The sequence below is a fragment of the Massilia sp. S19_KUP03_FR1 genome (assembly GCF_036688685.1).
Taxonomy (GTDB): Bacteria; Pseudomonadota; Gammaproteobacteria; order Burkholderiales; family Burkholderiaceae_D; genus JALYUM01.
The window spans coordinates 1-18,845 of record NZ_JAQQPS010000014.1; the positions used below are offsets into that span (position 1 = coordinate 1).

Below are 18,845 nucleotides of genomic sequence, written 5' to 3' on the forward strand. Positions count from 1 at the left end.
CCAGTCCAATAAAACTTTTCAGGGGCAGGTCGCTCGAGGCCGACACGCACAAGATCGTGTAGGCGATGCCGCCGCACTTAGCCTCGGCGCCGTGCACGCGCTGAGGCAGCAAGACGTGATCGGCAATACCGTCCGGGAAGGCGATCCGCAGGCGCAAGGCCCGGTGCAAGGTGTCAAACTGCTGGCCCGAGAACATCAGGTCGATCAGGTCGTTGACGTTTTCCATTCACACTCCACCGTAAATAACTAACTTGTGCGCAACTGGTAGCGCAAATGTCCTGGACCGAGAACGCTGTCGTTGCAAACTTCGAAGCGAAGCAGGCCACCACTGCGGAATCAAAACTCGAGTATTGAACTGTTGAGCCTGGGCAATTTGCGAATTCTCAATGATCCAACGTGATCTCCTGAAAACAACAGGTGCGTCATCGTGGTCGTTTTTAAAATTGAAAAGCTTCGGAAACTACCTGGTCGACGACATCGGCGCCACCATCAGCGCCAGCGCCAGCGACGTCCCGGAGCCTGTCAATACGGGGCCCCGTGCTATCCTGCGGCGCATCCGTTTTCGCGAGAGACCATGAAACCATCGATCCTGCTGTTCAGCCTTTTCGGCGCCCTCAGCACCAGCGCATACGCACTGGACCCCCTCAGTTACGCCCACTATGACCAGGTCAAAACCCGCGCCGTCCACCTCGACCTCGCGGCCGACTTCACCCATAAAACGCTGTCCGGCTATGCTGAACTGACGCTCGACTGGCTCGACCCTGCCGCGCGCACGCTCGACCTCGACACGCGCGGTCTGGCCATCGCGCGCGTGCAGGTGCAGGACGCACAGGGCAAGTGGACGCCGGCGCCGTTCACCCTCGGCAAGCTCGACCCGGAAAAGGGCCAGGCACTGCACATCGCGCTGACCAGCCAGCCGCCGAAGGTGCGCATCGATTACCGCACGGCGCCCGATGCCGCGGCGCTGCAATGGCTCACGCCCGCGCAGACCCTGTCGGGCAAGAGACCCTTCATGTTCAGCCAGTCCGAGACCATCAACGCGCGCTCATGGGTGCCGCTGCAGGACACCCCGGCCGTGCGCTTTACCTACACCGCGCGCATCGCCGCGCCGGCCGGCCTGCGCGTGGTGATGAGCGCCGACAACGACGCAAAAGCGACCGGCAAGGGCGGCTGGAAATTCACCATGCCGCAGCCAATTCCTTCCTACCTGCTGGCGATCGGCATCGGTGAACTGGAAGCGCGCTCGCTGGGTGGACGCACCGGCGTGTATGCCGAGCCGCTGCGCATCAAGGCGGCCGCATATGAACTGGCCGATACCGAGAAAATGGTCGCCGCCGCCGAGTCGCTGTATGGCCCGTATCGGTGGGGGCGTTACGACATGCTGGTGCTACCGCCGTCGTTTCCCATCGGCGGCATGGAAAACCCGCGCCTGACGTTTTTGACGCCGACCATGATCGCGGGCGACCGCAGCCTGGTCGACCTGATCGCGCATGAACTGGCACACAGCTGGTCCGGCAACCTGGTCACCAACGCCTCGTGGAAGCACTGGTGGCTCAACGAGGGTTTTACCACCTACGTTACGACCCGCATCCTGGAAAAACTCTACGGTGAAGAAGTGGCGACGATGAACCTGCAGCTGGAGCAGGAAGAAGCGCTCGAGCTGATTAAAACCATCGCGCCCGCAAAGCAGGCACTGTTGACCAAAGATGCGGATACCTCCTCCGCACAGTACACCGACGATTCGCTGGCTTACCCGAAAGGCGCCTGGTTCCTGCGCACCCTCGAGCAGCGTGCCGGCCGCGCCGTGTTCGACCCTTTCCTGCGCGGCTGGTTCGACCAGCACGCCTTCCAGAGCGTGACGACCGACCAGTTCGAGTCTTACCTGCGCAGCGCTTTGCTGAGCAAACACCCTGGCGTGATGAGCGACGCGGAGCTCGACGACTGGCTGCACGGCCCCGGCATTCCCGCCAGTGCGGTGCACGCCAGTTCGGCGCGCCTGGCCGCGCTCGACCTGAAACGGGTGCAGTGGCTGAAAGGCGATCTGCGCACAGAACAATTGGACAGCAAAGGCTGGAGCGCGCTCGAGTCGATGAAGTTCCTCAACGATATCGATGAACATGCCACCCTTGCCCAGTTGCGCGAGCTGGACGCCGCGGCCCATCTGACCGGTAGCCGCAACAATGAAATCGCCTTCCGTTTTTATCGTGCCTCCATCCACGCCGGCAACCGCGCAATACGCCCGCAACTGGAAGCCTTCCTGCTCAGCGTGGGACGCCAGAAATTCGTGATCCCGCTGTACACGGCATTGCGCAAGGACGCCGCCGACAAGGCCTGGGCCGAACAGGTCTACCAGCGCGCGCGAGCGCGCTACCACCCGGTCACGCAAGCGAGCGTCGACAAACTCATGAACACGAAATAAGGACCGTACTGTGCACGCTCTCACCCGCATCGCCGCCGCATTCATCATCGCATTTTCCGCCGTCGGCGCCAGCGCGCAAACGACGGTGCCGGTCGCCGCCAGCGCCGCCTATAACCTCGAGGCCGACGTCACCCGCGTCATGAAAGCGTTCGACGTGCCCGGCATCGCGATTGCCATCGTCAAGGACGGCAAAGTCGTCGCCACGCGCGGCTTCGGCGTGCGCAAGCTGGGCCAGCCGGCGCTGGTCGACGCAAACACGCTGTTCGAAGTCGCCTCGAACTCGAAAGCCTTTACGGCCGCCGCGCTGGCGATGCTGGTCGACGAGGGCAAGCTGGCCTGGGACGACCCGGTCACCAAACACCTGCCCGACTTCCAGATGTATGACGCGTATGTGACCCACGAAATGACGGTGCGTGATCTGCTGACCCACCGCAGTGGCCTGGGCCTGGGCGCCGGCGACTTGCTGTGGTGGCCGAAGACGACGTTCAGCACCGATGAAATCATCGAGAAGCTTCGCTACATCAAGCCGGCGACGAGCTTTCGCAGCGCGTACGCCTACGACAACCTGCTGTATATCGTGGCCGGCAAAATCATCGCCGCCAAATCCGGCAAGAGCTGGGGCGACACGGTGCGCGAAAAAATCCTGAACCCGGTCGGGATGACGGGCACGACCACCAGCCTGGCCGAAGGGGCGGCGATTGCCAACCAGTCCGGCCCGCACAGCAAAGTCAACGACCGTATCACGCTGGTCAAGCCATTCCCGGTACCGAATGCCGTCGGCGCGGTCGGCATCAACACCAATGCCGAAGATATCGCCAGGTGGATGCAGGTGCTGCTCGACGGCGGCAAGATTGCGGCCAAAGGGATGGATGCCAATGGCAAGCCGGTGCGCCTGTACAGCGACGCGCGGGCCAAGGATTTGTGGACGGCGCAGACGCCGATCATGATCGGCGAGCCGCCGGCGGCGTTGGCGGCAACCAGGCCTAATTTTTCGGCGTACGGCCTGGGCTTCAGACTGCGCGACTATCACGGCCAAAAGGTCGCCATGCATGGCGGCGCACTGATCGGATTCTATTCACGCCTGGTGCTCGTGCCGGAATCGAAACTGGGGATCGCGATTTTCACCAATGCGGAGAGCGACGAGGCGCTCGATGCGATGCAATACCGCTTGCTGGACCAGTATATGGGCATTGCGCCGACCGACTGGATCGGCATCATCGCCGACCAGGAAAAGAAGATACATGCGAAAGAGCTGGCGCGCGTAAAAGCGGCGGATACGAGCCGCGTGGCGGCATCAAAACCGTCGCTGGCGCTGGCCGACTACGACGGCGATTACCAGGATGCGTGGTACGGCAAGGCGACCATCGGCCACGTGGGCAAGAAGCAGATCCTGACGTTCACGCGCACGCCAGATCTGACGGGAGAGCTGGAGCACTTCCAGCACGATACCTTCATCGTGCGCTGGAAGCAGCGTAGTTTACATGCGGACGCGTACGTGACCTTCGCGCTCAACCCGGACGGCTCGATCGACCGCATGCGCATGGCGCCGGTGTCGACCGAGACGGATTTCAGTTATGACTTCCAGGATTTGAATTTTGTGCCGGTTGCGGCGGGGAACCAGGCCGCTTCACAATAGCGTTTACTTCGCCGGCTTCACAAACTTCAGCGTCATCCGATCACTCTCCCCAATCGCCTGGAGCGCGGCGCGGTCTTCATCCTTGTTCGCGTACGTCGGCGGCAGCGCCCACACGCCGTTTTTATGTTCGGCGTTGTCCTTCGGGTTGGCGTTGATCTCCGACTTCGCCACCAGCTTGAAGCCGGCTTTCTCGGCGATGCCAATCACATACGACTCCTTCACGTAGCCGGTCGACGCGGTCGCATCCTGCGTCGCGCTCGCCGGCAGGCGGTGGTCGACCACACCCAGCACGCCGCCTGGTTTGAGCACCGCGTACATCTGCTTGAACACATCGACCACGGCGGCGTCGCCACCCCCGACCCAGTTATGCACGTTGCGGAAGGTGAGCACCATGTCGACGCTGCCGGCCGGGGCGATGTTGTAGCTCGACGGTGGGTTGAACACGCTGACGACGGCCTTGTCGTAGATGGCCGGATTCGAATCGAGCTTCTTCTGGAACGCCATGCCGGTACGCTTGACCGGATCGGGCACGGAACCCGCGCCGATGTATTTGCCGTTCTCGCGCAGGTAAGGCGCCAGGATCTCCGCGTACCAGCCACCGCTCGGCACCAGTTCCACCACCGTCATGGTCGGCTTGATGCCGAAAAAGCTCAAGGTTTCGTAAGGGTGGCGATACACGTCGCGGGCGACGTTGGCAGGCGTGCGCGTGGTCGCGCCGACGGCGGCTTTCAGTGCATCGTCGGCGGCGTGGGCGGCGCTCATCGCGCTGGCGCCCAGCAGGGCGGCCATGATCAGTCGTTTCATTTTTTGTCGGTCTCCGGGTCATCGCGCGGACGGCGCCGCGCACGAAGGGATCATCGGGGATGGGTGTGAGCGAGTCAACAAGATTGTGCCCAATCGGCGTGCTGGCTGTACATACGCCGGTAACCAACACGTGGTAGATATGTATAAAGATTGCCTATTCAAAACCTTGTAGTGCTGTTATCGTTTATCCGATTTGTCGTCCGATCCCGGTGGCATATGGGTTCGGTCCTTGTGGGTGATATCAGGAGATCGCATGGAACGTCGCACTTTTCTCAACATCAGCGGACTGGCCCTCGGGACGATGATGCTGCCAATCGCCGGGAACGTCATTGCAGCCGAAGAGCTGCTCACACCCCTGGCCACGAAATTCAAGAAGACCCTCGCCGACACTGCGTTGACCGCCGCAACCCAGGCCGGCGCGAGCTACTGCGACGTGCGCATCGGGCGTTACCTGAACCAGTTCATCACCACGCGCGACCTGAACGTCGAGAACGTCGCCAATACCGAATCGGCCGGCGTCGGCGTGCGCGTCATCTGCAACGGCGCCTACGGCTTTGCCGCCACCAGCGACATGTCGCCGGACGCCGTGGCCAACGCCGCCCGCCAGGCGGTCGCCATTGCCAAGGCCAATTCGCGCCTGCAAACCGAGCCGGTGCAACTGGCCCCCGTCAAAGGCGTGGGCGAAGTGGCCTGGGCTACGCCGTTCAAGAAGGACTGGCGCGCGGTGCCGATCAAGGAAAAGGCTGAACTGCTGATCGCCGCGAACAAGGCCGGCATGGACGGTGGCGCCAGTTTCATGCAGTCGGTGCTGTTTCAGGTGAACCAGCAAAAGTACTTCGCGTCCACCGACGGCTCCTACATCGATCAGGACGTGCACCGCATCTGGGCCCCGGTGTTCGCGACTGCCGTCGACAAAGCCAGCGGCAAATTCCGCTCGCGCTCGGGTCTGTCCGCGCCGGTCGGCATGGGTTACGAATACCTCGACGCGCGCCCGCAGGACAAGATCCGTGCCGCCGGCGGCGTCGCCACCCTGTACAAGAATTCGTATGACCTGATCGAAGACGCGCGCGCCGCCGGGCGCGATGCGAAAGCCAAGCTGACCGCCAAATCGGTCACACCGGGCAAATACGACCTGGTTTTGTCGCCAGAACACCTGTGGCTGACGATTCACGAGTCGGTGGGGCACCCCACCGAACTTGATCGCGTGCTCGGTTATGAAGCCAATTACGCCGGCACCAGCTTTGCCACGCTCGACAAATGGGAATCGAAAAAATTCAAGTACGGTTCGCCGAACGTGAACATCGTCGCGGATAAAACCACGCCGGGTTCCCTGGGCTGCATCGGTTACGACGACGAAGGCGTGCGCGGCAAACGCTGGGACATCATCCGCGACGGCATCCTGGTCAACTACCAGGCCACGCGCGACCAGGCCCACATCATTGGCGAGAAGGAATCGCAGGGCTGCTCATACGCCGACAGCTGGAGCAGCGTGCAGTTCCAGCGCATGCCCAACGTGTCGCTGGAGGCGGGCAAGAAAAAGCTGACGCCGGACGAGATGGTCAAGGACATCAAAAAGGGCATTTATATCGTCGGTGACGGTTCGTTCTCGATCGACCAGCAGCGCTACAACTTCCAGTTCGGCGGCCAGCTGTACTACGAAATCAACAACGGCAAGATCGGCGCGATGCTCGAAGACGTGGCTTACCAGTCGAACACCCAGGAATTCTGGAACGCCTGCAGCGCCACCTGCGACGACCGCGACTGGCGCATGGGCGGCTCGTTTTTTGATGGCAAAGGCCAGCCGCCGCAGATCAGCATCGTCTCGCACGGCGCTTCGACGACGCGCTTCAACGGCATCAATGTGATCAACACCGCACGCAAGATTGGTTAATCCATGACTATCCTGACCGCAGAACAAACCAAAGCGCTGACCGAGCGCCTGATGAAGTTTTCCAAGGCGGACGAATGCATCGTCACCGTCAACGGCGCGCGTACCGGCAACATTCGCTTCGCCCGCAATACCGTCTCGACCGCCGGCCTGTCCGACGACACCAGCATCGCCGTGCAGGTTGCCTTCGGTAAACGCCAGGGCACTGCCACCATCAACGAGTTCGATGACAAGTCGCTGGAAAAAGTCGTGCGTCGCGCCGAAGACCTGGCACGCCTGGCGCCGGAAAACCCGGAGTTCATGCCAGCCGTGGCCAAGCAGGTTTTTAAGTCGACCGATACCTTCAGCGCCCGCACCGCCGCCATCGACCCGGAGTTTCGCGCCCAGGCCGCGGCCTACGCCCTTGAGGCCTGCCGCAAGCAGAACCTGGTGGCAGCGGGCTTTTTTACCGACCGCACGTCGTTTTCCACCATCGCCAATTCGAACGGCGTGTTCGGCCACCAGGCCGTGACTGGCCTCGACTTCACGTGCACCGTGCGCACGGCCGACGGCCGCGGCTCGGGCTGGGTCACGCGTTCGGCGCGCGATGCCGGCCGCTTCGACGCGCGTGAAGCGGTCGACGTGGCCATCGAAAAAGCCCTGCGCTCGGTCGAAGCCAAGGCCATCGAACCGGGCCGCTACACGGTCATCCTGGAGCCGGCCGCCACCTCGGACCTGCTCGGCTACATGCTGGGCGGCTTCGATGCACGCCAGGCCGACGAAGGCCGCAGCTTCCTGTCCAAGAAGGGCGGCGCCAGCCGCCTGGGCGACAAATTGTTCGACAGCCAGGTCAATATCTGGGCCGACCCGTGGGACAAAGACGTGCCTGTGCTGCCGTGGGATAACCAGAACATGCTGGCGCGCGAACGCACGGCGCTGATCAAGGATGGCCGCGTGAATGCGCTCGACTATTCGCTGTTCTGGGCCGCCAAGAAGGGCGTGCGCCCGACCGCCAGTGCCGGCAACATCATCATGGCGGGGACAAGCAAGTCGACCGCGGAACTGATCGCCAACACCAAGAAAGGTGTGCTGGTCACGCGTACCTGGTACATCCGCATGGTCGATCCGCAATCGGTGGCGCTGACGGGCCTGACGCGCGATGGCACCTTCTACATCGAGAACGGCAAGATCAAGCACCCGATCAAGAACTTCCGCTTCAACGAAAGCCCGGTCACGATGCTCAACAATATCGAGGAAATCGGCAAGCCGGTCATCATCTCCGGCGACGAATCGCAGTACGCGATGCTGATCCCGCCGATGAAAGTGCGCGACTTTAATTTCACGTCGCTGTCCGACGCGGTGTAAGGAACACAGATGGAACGTCGTACATTTCTGAAGATCGGCGGCGGCGCCGCTGGTTCGTACCTCAGCCCTATTTTCGTTCCGGTCTTCGGCAACGCGATTGCCGCCGAAGACCTGATGGCCCCCATGGCCGTGGCGGCGAAGAAGGCGCTGGCCGATGTGGCCATGAACGCGGCCACCAAAGCCGGCGCCAGCTACTGCGACGTGCGGATCGGGCGCTACTTAAATCAGTTCATCACCACGCGCGACCTGAACGTCGACAACGTCGTCAACACCGAGTCGAGCGGCATCGGCGTGCGCGTGATTGCCGGCGGCGCCTATGGTTTCGCGTCGACCAACAGCATGGCGCCGGACGCGGTGGCCACTGCCGCGCGCCAGGCCGTGGCAATTGCCCGCGCCAATGCCAGGCTGCAGACGGAGCCGGTGCAACTGGCGCCGGTGAAGGGCGTGGGCGAAGTGCGCTGGGCCACGCCGTTTACGCGCGACTGGAGAGCCGTGCCGGTCAAGGACAAGGCGGAGATGCTCATAGCCGCCAATATGGCCGGCCTGGACGCCGGCGCCAGCTTCATGACGGCGAACCTGTTCCAGGTGAACCAGCAAAAGTATTTTGCGTCCACCGATGGTTCCTACATCGACCAGGACATCCACCGCCTGTGGGCGCCGATCAATGCGACCGCGGTCGACAAGGCCAGCGGCAAATTCCGCTCGCGCGCCGGCCTCGCTTCGCCGGTCGGCATGGGCTATGAATATTTCGATGCCCGCGCCGCCGACAAGGTAAAAGCCGCCGGTGGCGTCGCGACGCTCTACACGCGTTCCTACGACATCGTGGAAGAAGCCCGCATCGCCGGGCGCCAGGCGCGCGAAAAGATCGGGGCAAAATCGGTCGAGCCGGGTAAATATGACCTGGTGCTCTCGCCCGAAAACCTGTTCCTGACGATCCACGAGTCGGTCGGCCACCCGACTGAGCTCGACCGCGTGCTGGGCTACGAAGCCAATTACGCCGGGACCAGCTTTTGCACGCTCGATAAATGGGAGTCGAAGAAATTCAAATTCGGTTCCGAACGCGTGAACATCATCGCCGACAAGACCACGCCGGGTTCGCTCGGCGCGGTGGGCTACGACGATGAAGGCGTGGCGTCGAAACGCTGGGACATCATCCGTGACGGCATCCTGGTCAACTACCAGGCCACGCGCGACCAGGCCCACATCATCGGCGAAAAAGAATCGCACGGCTGCTCGTATGCCGACAGCTGGAGCAGCGTGCAGTTTCAGCGCATGCCGAACGTGTCGCTCGCCGCCGGCAAAACCCCGCTCACGCCCGACGACATGGTGAAGGACGTCAAGAAGGGCATTTATGTGCTCGGACGCGGCTCGTACTCGATCGACCAGCAGCGCTACAACTTCCAGTTCGGCGGCCAGCTGTACTTTGAAATCAAGGATGGCAAGATCGGCCAGATGCTGGAAGACGTGGCCTATCAGTCGAACACGCAGGAATTCTGGAATGCCTGCAGCGCCATTTGCGACCAGCGCGACTGGCGCATGGGCGGCTCCTTCTTCGACGGCAAGGGCCAGCCGAGCCAGGTCAGCGCGGTGTCGCACGGTTCATCGACGACCCGTTTCAACGGTATCAATGTGATCAACACCGCCCGCAAGGTCGGCTAAGGAGCTGTCGTGAAACTACTCAATCAGGAAGAAGCGAAGCGCCTCACCGACCGCGTGATCGGTTTGTCGAAAGCCGATGAATGCAGCGTCTCTATCGACGGCGCGCGCAAGGGCAATATCCGCTTCGCGCGCAACAGCGTGTCGACCGCGGGCCTGAACGAAGACATCAGCCTGTCGATCACGGTCGCTTTCGGCAAGCGCGTCGGCACCGTGCAGATCAACCAGTTCGACGACAAGGCGCTGCAGGCGGCCGTCGCGCGCGCCGAGGAAGTGGCGCGACTGGCGCCGGAGAACCCGGAATTCGTGCCGGCGCCGGGCAAACAGGTATTCCGCCCGAGCGCCGAATTCGTCGCGGCCACCGCGGCCATCGACCCGGAATTTCGCGCCCAGGTGGCGGCGTACGCCATTGAAGCGGGCCGCAAGGACAAGATCGTCACCGCCGGCTTTTTCACCGACGTAACCGGCTTTGAAACCATCGCCAATTCGAACGGCCTGTTCGGTCACCGTGAATTTACCAATCTCGATTACACGTGTACTGCGCGCACCGAAGACGGGCGCGGTTCGGGCTGGGTGGCGCGTTCCGCCGTCGATGCGCGCCGTTTTGATGCGCGCGAAGCGTCCGCTATCGCCATCGAAAAAGCGCTGCGCTCGGTCGATGCCAAGGCCATGGAACCGGGCCGCTACACGGTGATCCTGGAGCCGGCGGCAACGTCGGAAGTCATCGGCCGCATGTTCGGCGCACTGGGTGCGAGGAATGCCGACGAAGGCCGCAGCTTCATGTCGAAGAAGGGCGGGGGCAACCGCCTCGGCGACAAACTGGTCGACGAGCAGATCCAGGTGTATTCGGACCCGTGGAACACGGACGTGCCGGTCAGCCCGTGGGACAGCCGCTCGCAGCTGGCGCGCCAGCGAACCGACATCATCAAGGATGGCCGCGTGGTCAACCTGGAATACTCGCGCTTCTGGGCGCAAAAGCAGGGCAAGGTGGCCAGCGGCCGCAGCGGCAATATGATCATGGCGGGCGGCACCAAGTCGCTGGAAGAGCTGATCGCGTCGACCAAAAAGGGTGTGGTCGTCACGCGCACCTGGTATATCCGCATGGTCGATCCGCAGTCGCTGGCGCTGACTGGCCTCACGCGCGACGGCACCTTCTACGTTGAAAACGGCAAGATCAAGCACCCGATCAAGAACTTCCGCTTTAATGAAAGCCCGGTGTCGATGCTCAATAACGTCGAAGAGCTGGGGAAACCGGTGATCATCGCCGGCGATGAAGTGCCGTACTCGATGCTGATTCCGCCGATGAAGGTGCGTGATTTTAATTTCACGTCCTTGTCGGACGCGGTGTAAAAAGGTCGCGATGCCCGCTTTCCCCTTCGCCCCCAAGACCGTCATTCCGGCCATTGGCCGAAATGACTCCCGGCCTGCGCGGGGATGACGTGTTCGCAGGTACCGATTAAATGGCCCGCAGCGATTTTTACTTCACCCGTCTGACCTACGAGTCGGGCGACTGGGACGTGGATATCCGCATGCCCAGCAATGTGCTCAACTCGCTCGTGGAGTACACCACCCTGCGCATCGACCCGGTTGAGCGCATGGTGGCGCTGTCCGATAAAAAAATGCTGGAAGCGCCGTTCTGCTACCTGGCCGGTCACAAGCTGGTGCAGTTCACACCCGCCGAGCGGCGCAACTTCGAACAATACGTGCGCGGCGGCGGGTTTGTGCTGGTCGACGACTGCAACCACGATATTGACGGGCTGTTCGCCAAATCGTTCGAAGCCGAGATGGCGAAAATCTTCGGGCCGAAGGCGCTCGCCAAAATCCCGAACAACCATCCGATCTACTCGAGCTTTTTTAAATTCGACGGCCCGCCGAACACGGGCGCCGAACTCAATGGCTGGGGCGACGACCTGGTGCACGATTATTTAAAAGCCATCGTGTTCAATGGCCGCATCCGGGTGCTGTATTCGAACAAGGATTACGGCTGCGAGTGGGATTACGACTTCCGTAACAAACGCTTCCTCGCCGTCGACAATACGAGATTTGCCGTGAATATCATTCAATATGCGTTGGGAGCTTGAACAGTGTCAGAACAATGGAGTGAACCCGAAGTCGCCAGCCTGACCGCCAAGGTCAAGGATCTGAAACTGAGCATGGGCCGCGTCATCATCGGCCAGGATCAAGTTGTCGAGCACCTCATCATCTGCCTGCTGGCCGGCGGCCACGCGCTGGTCGAAGGCGTGCCGGGCCTCGGTAAAACCCTGCTGGTCAAATCGCTGGCGCAGGCCACCGACATGCAATTCCGGCGCGTGCAGTTCACGCCCGACTTGATGCCGTCCGATATCGTCGGCACCGAAATCCTGGAAGAAGACGCGGCCACGCACCAGCGCGTGTTCCGCTTCCAGCAGGGACCCGTGTTTACCCAGGTGCTGCTGGCCGACGAGATCAATCGCGCGCCCCCGAAAACCCAGTCGGCGCTGCTCGAAGCCATGCAGGAACGCTCGGTGACCTTCGCCGGCCACACCTACCAGTTGCCGAAACCGTTCTTTGTGCTGGCCACACAAAACCCGATCGAGCAGTCCGGCACCTATCCGCTGCCGGAGGCGCAGCTCGACCGCTTCCTGCTGCGCATCGACGTCGGCTACCCGACCGAAGACGAAGAAGTCGCGATGGTGGCGGCCACCACCCACGCCGGCCTGCGCGATGCGACGCAGGCGATGGACCTGGCCACGCTGCTGCGTTTGCAGTTGCTGGTGCGCGACATCGAGATTGGCGAGCACCTGCTGCGCTACGCCACGCGCCTGGTGCGCGCGACCCGGCCCGGCGACAGTACTGTGGCGGCGATCCGCAAGCATGTTGGCTGGGGCGCCGGACCGCGCGCGGGCCAGGCGCTGGTGCTGGCCTCCAAGGCACGCGCATTGATGCAGGGCCGGCTGGCGGTCACGCGCGAAGACATCGGCGCCATGCTGCTGCCGGTGCTGGCGCACCGCGTGCTGCGCAATTTTGAAGCGGAAGCCGATGGCGTGGCCATTGCCGACATCCTGGCGTCATTGCGCAGCGAGATCAAGGTCGACTAATTGGTGTCGTCCTCATTGCTGGCGCAGTCCGCCAATCTCGACCTGGTCATCCGCCACGTGCTGGCGGGGCTTGGCCACGGCATTCACGTGGGCGTCGAGCGCGGCGCAGGGGTTGAATTCTCCGAGTACCGGGCCTATGTGCCGGGCGACGAGTGGCGCCGCGTCGACTGGAAACTGCTGGCGCGCGCCGACCGATACTATGTGCGCGAAGCGGAGCGCGACAGCCACGTCGCGGTGTGGCTGGTGCTCGACGCCACCGCATCGATGGCGGAACCGAGCCGCAGCATCGAAGGCCTCGACAAGATCGCGTATGCCCGTTCCATCCTGGCCTGTATCGCGGCGATCGCGCAGCGCCAGGGCGATGCGTTCGGACTGGTGGTGCTACAAGACGGCAAGACGCAATTTACGCCGGCGTCACGCGGCCCGCGCCAGTTACACCGCATCCTGGCACAGCTGCAGAAGGCTGAGCCGGCGGGGCAGCTGCCCGATGCGGCAGCGTTGAAATCGGCACTGCACTTTGCCCGTTCACCCAGCCTGATTGTCGCTGCCAGCGATTTCCTTGACTGGCCGTCGCCCTTGTCCGAAGCGCTGCTGCGCCTTCGCCACATGCGCCACGACGTGCGCGCGCTGCTGCTGCAGACGCAGGCCGAGGTGGACGCCGATTTCAAGCACGGCGCGTATCGCGACCCCGAAGCCGGCGAGGGCATGTTCGGCTTCGACAAATCGATGCAGGGTGCGTATGCCACGGCGCGCGACGCCCACTTCGGCGCCGTGAAAGCGCACAGCCGCCAGCATGATGTGCCGATGCTGGCGGCCCGCATCGAGCAACTGCCCGGCGAAGTGCTGCGCGCGCTGCTCAAGCAGGCGGGGCGCCGATGACGAGCCTGTGGTGGTGGGCGCTGCCCGTCCTGTTGCTGCCCGTCTGGTGGCATCGCCAGCGCCGCCGGCAGGTACAAGCGACGCCGCTGGCCACTGCGCGCTTCCTGCCGAAGTCGGCGCCACGCCAGCTGCGTGCCTGGCGCTGGGTCGATCTCATGCTGTTGGTGCTGCGTTGCCTGCTGCTGGCAACCCTGATTGCCTGGCTGGCCGATCCCGTCGTCGCCTGGCGCGCCGACACGGTGCTGGTGCTGCCGGGTGGCGTGAGCAAGGACCCGCGTGCGGTCGCGCTGCCGACACAGGATGCCATCGGCTGGTTCCGTGCGCGCGAGGCAGAGTGGAAGCCGGATGCAAAGATCACCATCGTCGGGCCGCAAACCATGGCCGCCACGCAGCCGCGCCTGCGCCACCTGATCACCCTGCAGACCGTCACGCCGCCAGTCGCGCTGGCCAAGCGCCACGTGGCCATCTTCAGCGCCACAACGGCGCCCTGGCGCGCCTTGCTCTCTGCCGTGGATGGGCCGGTGCGCTACGTCGTCGATGCGGCGCCGGACGCGCAGACCGAATGGATCGTCTGGGACGAAACCGACGTGGCGCCGCCAGCGGGGCCGTGGCGCGTGGTTCGCACGGCGCTGCCGCTTGACGCTGCGGCTGCGCGTGCGCTGCTCGAAACGTGGCAGCACCAGTATGTCGCACCGGTGCCGTATGTGGCGCCGCCACAGGTGCTGGCGGCCGATCCGTCCGTGCCTGTAAAGAGCCAGGGCGGCGCGTTGCGTGACAAATTGCTCATCGCTCTGATCGCGCTGTTTGCGCTGGAAAGGGGACTGGCGCATGTCCGCAAGCGTTGATCTGAACCAGCGCCTGTGGCGTACCGTGCTGCTGCAGCGCCTGTCGGCATGGTCGCTTGGCGCCGTTCCGTGGCTGCTGATGTCGTGCTGGCCCGGTGCGCTGGTGTGGCTTGCCTGGGTCGGGTGGGACGTCTGGCGCCTGCGCGCACGCGTTGCGCGCGAAGCCAACGCCTGGCTTAACGAAGGTATTCCGGCACTGGAAGACAGCGCCGGCTTGATCGCCGGCGCCGTGTCGCCACTGGCGCAGTTGCAGCGCGCGCGTTTGCTGGCGCGGCTGGACGTCCCTGGCGCCACCTTGCGCGGCATTGTCGCGCGGCGCGTGGCGACGGGCCTGGGCTGGAGCGCGCTCAGCGCCGCTGGCGCGGCAGTGCTGTGGCAGTGGAGCGCCCAGCCTGGCGCCGCACTGTTGCCTGCGGCTGCTGGAAAAACCGCGCCGCCAGCGGTGCCGGAACTGATCATGCAGGTCACGCCCCCGCGCTATACCGGCATCGCGCCCGCCACCGGCCCGGGTCGCGAGGTGCAGGTGCCGGAACAGAGCACAGTCAGCTGGTGCCTGCGCGCCCCTGTCGCGGACGCGCCGCCGATCGAATTGGGTGACGGTCGCCGGCTCAAGGTAGCTACTGCCTGCGCCAGCCTGGTCGCCACCGAATCGCTGACCTGGCGCTGGCGCGGCAGCCGTTTCAATTTGCGCGTACTGGCGGACGAAGCGCCGCACATCTCGATCGCTGCGCCGAAGGAAATGGTGCAGGAACTCAAACCTGGCGCGAGCGGCACCAGCATTGCCGTCGCAGTGCGCGACGACTACCGCGTCGCGCGCGCGACGCTGCACCTGACGCTGGCGCGCGGCAGCGGCGAGAGCATCAAGTTTACCGACCGCGAACTGCCGCTGCCGGCGTCGAACGACCCGAAAACCCGCAACTGGACGAAGCAGTGGACGCTGGCCGAACTCGGCATGGCGCCTGGCGACGAACTGTATTTCTTTGCGCGCGCGGTGGACAACGCGCCCCAGCCGCATACGACCCAGTCGGCCACGTACACGCTGCGCCTGCCCGGTCCCGTGCAGGAAGCGAGCGACGACGTCACGTCCGCGCTGCCGACGCTGGTGAAACCGGAAAACCTGCGCAGCCAGCGTCAGATCATCATCGACACGGAGCAGCTGGTGGCGGATCAACGCATGAAAAAAATGGATGCCGCTACCGTGCGCGAACGCAGCGAATCAATCGCCGACGACCAGGCGCAACTGCGCCGTCGCTACGGCCAGTTCCTGGGCGAAGAGTCGAGTTTGTTTGGCGGCGACGAGCATCACGAAAAGGAAGGCGAGAAACATGACATGGTGGCCGAATTCGGCCACGTTCACGACCAGCCCGAAAGTGCGACTTTGTTCGACGACGCCACCAAAGCCATCCTGCGCCGCGCGCTGGCCGCGATGTGGGACGCCGAAAAATCGCTGCGCGCGATTGCACCGAATGCTGCGCTGCCGCCCGAACATAAAGCGCTGGAGGCAGTCAAAGCGCTGCAGCAGGCTGACCGCATTTACCTGCACAAGACCGCCTTCACGCCGCCGCCCATCAAGGAAGAAATCCGCATGAGCGGCGACATGGCGGGCGCCGCCAGTGTCAGGCGTGCGCCCGGTGACGCGCCGGAGACCGTGCCGGCGGCAATCCGCACGCTGCTGCAGGCGCTCGATGGCGAACAGCCACTGCCGGCCCTGTGGACGCGCAGCGCGTACGACTGGGTAGTTGAACGCGTGCCTGGCGATGAAAGCAAGTTCGCGGCCCAGCGAGCGATCCAGGATGTGGCGGACGGCTGCGTGGCTTGTCGCCCGGTGTTACGTGCCTGGCTGCGCAGCGGCATCGTCAAACCGCCACTGCTGCTGCAGGCCACACCGACGGCCACCACGCCTTTTACGCGTGCCTGGCAAAAAGGAGCGCAGCCATGATCCTGTTGATCGCCCTGATTGGCGCGGCCAGCATGTTGGCGTATGCGTGGCGCCGGCGCTGGCTGGATGCTGTGCTGGCGCTGGTCGCAACCGGCGCCCTGGCCGGCCTGGCGGCCGATGTGCACATGCCGTCGCTGGCGCCGAAGACGGTCGAAACGATCGCGGGCGATGGCCTGCGCGCCAGCCAGTGGGACGATTTGCCGGCGCGTCCGATGGCGTGGGTCGCGCCGACAACCGATACGCTGCGCCTGGTCTTCCCGCGTGCGCTGGCGCTGGGCCGCATGTTCACGTTGACTGTCCAGCGCAGCAATCCGGCGCCGGCGCGCCTGCAACTGCTGGCGGAGAATGGCCAGGTTCTGGCTGACACCGCCGGCAGCGGCGACCTGACCGTGCAATGGCTGCCGCCGGTGGCGGAAAAACTCGTCCTGCAGGCGCGCCTGCTCGACCAGGCGGGCAAGCTGATCGACCAGGGCCCGGTGCCGGTCATCGTGCAGGACAACGTCCCCTTGCAGGTGCGCGGCCGCTTCAATGCGCCGTCGTTCGATGTGCGCGCGCTGGAAGCGCAACTGGTGGCCAGCCACGCCGCCATCGACTGGCAAGTCACGCTCGGCAAAGCCGTCACGCGCAGCGCCGTGGCAACCAAGGAATTTGCTGCGGACCTGGAAATCGTCGACGCCGCGTGGTTCGAACAGGCGGCGCCGGCCAGCCGTGCAGCCTTGCTGGCGCGTGTTGCTGCCGGTACGCCGCTGCTGATCCTGGCGGGGAACGCGAACAACGCCGGCGCCTGGTCGCAGGCGCTGCAACTGGCGCTGCTGGCGCAGCCGGAAGGACAGATGAGCGCTGGCCCGATGACACTGGCAGCGCCGCCCTTCAATCCGGCGTCCGCCAATGCCGGACCGTGGCGCTCGGACGACAGCATTGTCTGGACCCGCACCTGGCAGCAAGGCCGCATCACGTGGCTGGGCGCCGCCGACTGGCACAAATATGCAATCACCCAGCCGCACCAGCTGGCCGCCTGGTGGCAAAGCGTGATCGATCGCGCCGGCGTGCAGCGCGCGCAGGATGTCACCTGGCTGGAGCCGGACGAGATGCCGCTGCCCGGCCAGCGCCTGGCCGTCTGCGCGCAGGGTGTGAAAGGCGACATCACGTTCCCGCAGCTGGGGCAGACGCTGGCATTGCAGCAGCGCGCCGACCATATCGATGCGGCGTGCGTGGCGGTGTGGCCGCGACAAGCGGGCTGGCTGACGGTTGGTGCGGCACATGCGCTGTATGTCCATGATCCGAAGGACTGGCCGTTATGGCAGCGCGCCCAGCGTCGTGACGCCACCAGGCGCTATCTGGCGCGCACGCCGGGCAAAGACAGCGCCACGGCACCGGCATCGGCGCCGTTTGCGACGATGTTTGCCTTGCTGTTCGGGCTGGCGCTGCTTCTTTTATGGTGGCGCGAGCGGCGCTGAACGCGCCGTTTCCAGCGTGCGCAAACGGGACGCGATCCAGTCGACGAAGGTCCGCACGGTCGATGGCAAGTGGCGGTTTTGCGGATAGATGACCGACAGCGGCACCACCGGGCTGGCCAGTTGCGGCAGGACGGCGACCAGGCGCCCGCTGGCTATGTGCGGTTCTGCCAGATAGTCGGCAATGCGAATCAGGCCGAGTCCCTCCAGGGCGCAATTGACGTAAGCGTCGGTGTCGTTCACGGCCAGGCTGCCGCGCGCCGGTACGGCGTATTCTTTGCCATCGACGATCATGTGCCAGTCGGTCGCGCGGCCGGTGCGCCCCGAATGAAACTCGATGATGCTGTGCTCTGCCAGAGCGGCGAGGACGAGCGGCGTCCCATGGCGCGCAAGGTAGCCGGGAGACGCACAACTGATCCACTTGAAGCTGCCGACAGGCCGCGCCACCAGTAGCGCGGAGGGGGCCGGTATGCCGGCGCGCACCACGCAGTCGACGCCTTCTTCCAGCAGGTCGATCGTGCGGTCGCCCAGCGTCAATACCAGCGACAGGGCCGGATGGCGCGCCTGGAAGTCGCGCATGGCTGGCAGCACGATGGTGCGCGCAAAGGAGGCGGTCATGTCGACGCGCAGCGTGCCACGGACATGCTGCGCTGTCTCTGCCAGTTCAAATTCGACGTTGTCGATCTCGCTCAGGATCAGCTGGCAATGGTCGTAATAAAGACTGCCGTTCGGCGTTACCTGCAAAGTGCGCGTCGTGCGTTGTAGCAGGCGCACGTTGAGCCGCGATTCCAGGTCCTGGATGGCGCGGCTGACCGTCGAACGCGGTAGCGACAGTCCCTTGGCGGCACCCGCAAAACTCTGCGCTTCGACCACGCGGGTAAAAATTTGCATCATGCGGATGCGG

15 protein-coding genes are annotated in these 18,845 nt (G+C 64.0%); 12 read left to right on the plus strand and 3 right to left on the minus strand.

The window, feature by feature from the left end:
* A partial coding sequence (locus V6M87_RS16205) for a hypothetical protein (RefSeq protein WP_332877686.1) occupies positions 1-226 on the minus strand: 226 nt, incomplete at its 3' end.
* A gap of 348 nt (positions 227-574) precedes the next feature.
* Here V6M87_RS16205 and V6M87_RS16210 point away from each other — a divergent pair.
* Positions 575-2,419, plus strand: coding sequence for a M1 family metallopeptidase (locus tag V6M87_RS16210; protein ID WP_332877687.1), 1,845 nt, complete (start codon positions 575-577; stop codon positions 2,417-2,419).
* Positions 2,420-2,429: 10 nt separating this feature from the next.
* Entirely contained in the window at positions 2,430-4,055 is a 1,626-nt protein-coding gene (locus V6M87_RS16215) for a serine hydrolase (RefSeq protein WP_332877688.1), read from the plus strand.
* Positions 4,056-4,058: 3 nt separating this feature from the next.
* On the opposite strand, the gene V6M87_RS16220 is transcribed toward V6M87_RS16215, so the two are convergent.
* Entirely contained in the window at positions 4,059-4,859 is an 801-nt protein-coding gene (locus tag V6M87_RS16220; RefSeq protein WP_332877689.1) for a class I SAM-dependent methyltransferase, read from the minus strand.
* Positions 4,860-5,112: 253 nt separating this feature from the next.
* On the opposite strand from V6M87_RS16220, the gene V6M87_RS16225 reads away from it, so the two are divergent.
* The 10 genes from V6M87_RS16225 to V6M87_RS16270 all read left to right on the plus strand — a co-directional run bounded on the left by V6M87_RS16225 (position 5,113) and on the right by V6M87_RS16270 (position 17,944).
* Entirely contained in the window at positions 5,113-6,750 is a 1,638-nt protein-coding gene (locus V6M87_RS16225) for a TldD/PmbA family protein (RefSeq protein WP_332877690.1), read from the plus strand.
* Positions 6,751-6,753: 3 nt separating this feature from the next.
* Positions 6,754-8,091, plus strand: a complete 1,338-nt coding sequence (locus tag V6M87_RS16230; protein WP_332877691.1) for a TldD/PmbA family protein — start codon at positions 6,754-6,756, stop codon at positions 8,089-8,091.
* A gap of 9 nt (positions 8,092-8,100) precedes the next feature.
* Positions 8,101-9,750, plus strand: a complete 1,650-nt coding sequence (locus V6M87_RS16235) for a TldD/PmbA family protein (RefSeq protein WP_332877692.1) — start codon at positions 8,101-8,103, stop codon at positions 9,748-9,750.
* 9 nt (positions 9,751-9,759) lie between these two features.
* The gene (locus V6M87_RS16240; protein WP_332877693.1) at positions 9,760-11,097 is read left to right on the plus strand and encodes a TldD/PmbA family protein; all 1,338 of its coding nucleotides are present in this window, start codon (positions 9,760-9,762) and stop codon (positions 11,095-11,097) included.
* Positions 11,098-11,207: 110 nt separating this feature from the next.
* Positions 11,208-11,828 (plus strand): DUF4159 domain-containing protein, encoded by a 621-nt coding sequence (locus V6M87_RS16245; protein WP_332877694.1) that lies wholly within the window; start codon positions 11,208-11,210, stop codon positions 11,826-11,828.
* 3 nt (positions 11,829-11,831) lie between these two features.
* Positions 11,832-12,824, plus strand: a complete 993-nt coding sequence (locus V6M87_RS16250; RefSeq protein WP_332877695.1) for an AAA family ATPase — start codon at positions 11,832-11,834, stop codon at positions 12,822-12,824.
* A gap of 3 nt (positions 12,825-12,827) precedes the next feature.
* Positions 12,828-13,703 (plus strand): DUF58 domain-containing protein, encoded by an 876-nt coding sequence (locus V6M87_RS16255; RefSeq protein ID WP_332877696.1) that lies wholly within the window; start codon positions 12,828-12,830, stop codon positions 13,701-13,703.
* Complete coding sequence (locus tag V6M87_RS16260; protein WP_332877697.1) at positions 13,700-14,548, plus strand: BatA domain-containing protein; 849 nt, start codon at positions 13,700-13,702, stop codon at positions 14,546-14,548. Before V6M87_RS16255 ends, V6M87_RS16260 begins: the two co-directional genes overlap by 4 nt.
* Positions 14,532-16,487, plus strand: a complete 1,956-nt coding sequence (locus V6M87_RS16265; RefSeq protein WP_332877698.1) for a hypothetical protein — start codon at positions 14,532-14,534, stop codon at positions 16,485-16,487. Before V6M87_RS16260 ends, V6M87_RS16265 begins: the two co-directional genes overlap by 17 nt.
* Entirely contained in the window at positions 16,484-17,944 is a 1,461-nt protein-coding gene (locus tag V6M87_RS16270; protein ID WP_332877699.1) for a hypothetical protein, read from the plus strand. Before V6M87_RS16265 ends, V6M87_RS16270 begins: the two co-directional genes overlap by 4 nt.
* On the opposite strand, the gene V6M87_RS16275 is transcribed toward V6M87_RS16270, so the two are convergent.
* Entirely contained in the window at positions 17,921-18,835 is a 915-nt protein-coding gene (locus V6M87_RS16275) for a LysR family transcriptional regulator (protein ID WP_332877700.1), read from the minus strand. The two genes, V6M87_RS16270 and V6M87_RS16275, sit on opposite strands and share 24 nt — an antisense overlap.
* Between the last annotated feature and the right edge of the window lie 10 nt (positions 18,836-18,845).

What these genes read in the sequence shown, in the direction of transcription:
- V6M87_RS16210 (WP_332877687.1), top strand. Translation starts at nt 575, where the DNA reads ATGAAACCATCGATCCTGCTGTTCAGCCTTTTCGGCGCCCTCAGCACC.
- V6M87_RS16220 (WP_332877689.1), bottom strand. Translation starts at nt 4,859, where the DNA reads ATGAAACGACTGATCATGGCCGCCCTGCTGGGCGCCAGCGCGATGAGC.
- V6M87_RS16225 (WP_332877690.1), top strand. Translation starts at nt 5,113, where the DNA reads ATGGAACGTCGCACTTTTCTCAACATCAGCGGACTGGCCCTCGGGACG.
- V6M87_RS16230 (WP_332877691.1), top strand. Translation starts at nt 6,754, where the DNA reads ATGACTATCCTGACCGCAGAACAAACCAAAGCGCTGACCGAGCGCCTG.
- V6M87_RS16235 (WP_332877692.1), top strand. Translation starts at nt 8,101, where the DNA reads ATGGAACGTCGTACATTTCTGAAGATCGGCGGCGGCGCCGCTGGTTCG.
- V6M87_RS16245 (WP_332877694.1), top strand. Translation starts at nt 11,208, where the DNA reads ATGGCCCGCAGCGATTTTTACTTCACCCGTCTGACCTACGAGTCGGGC.
- V6M87_RS16260 (WP_332877697.1), top strand. Translation starts at nt 13,700, where the DNA reads ATGACGAGCCTGTGGTGGTGGGCGCTGCCCGTCCTGTTGCTGCCCGTC.
- V6M87_RS16265 (WP_332877698.1), top strand. Translation starts at nt 14,532, where the DNA reads ATGTCCGCAAGCGTTGATCTGAACCAGCGCCTGTGGCGTACCGTGCTG.
- V6M87_RS16270 (WP_332877699.1), top strand. Translation starts at nt 16,484, where the DNA reads ATGATCCTGTTGATCGCCCTGATTGGCGCGGCCAGCATGTTGGCGTAT.
- V6M87_RS16275 (WP_332877700.1), bottom strand. Translation starts at nt 18,835, where the DNA reads ATGATGCAAATTTTTACCCGCGTGGTCGAAGCGCAGAGTTTTGCGGGT.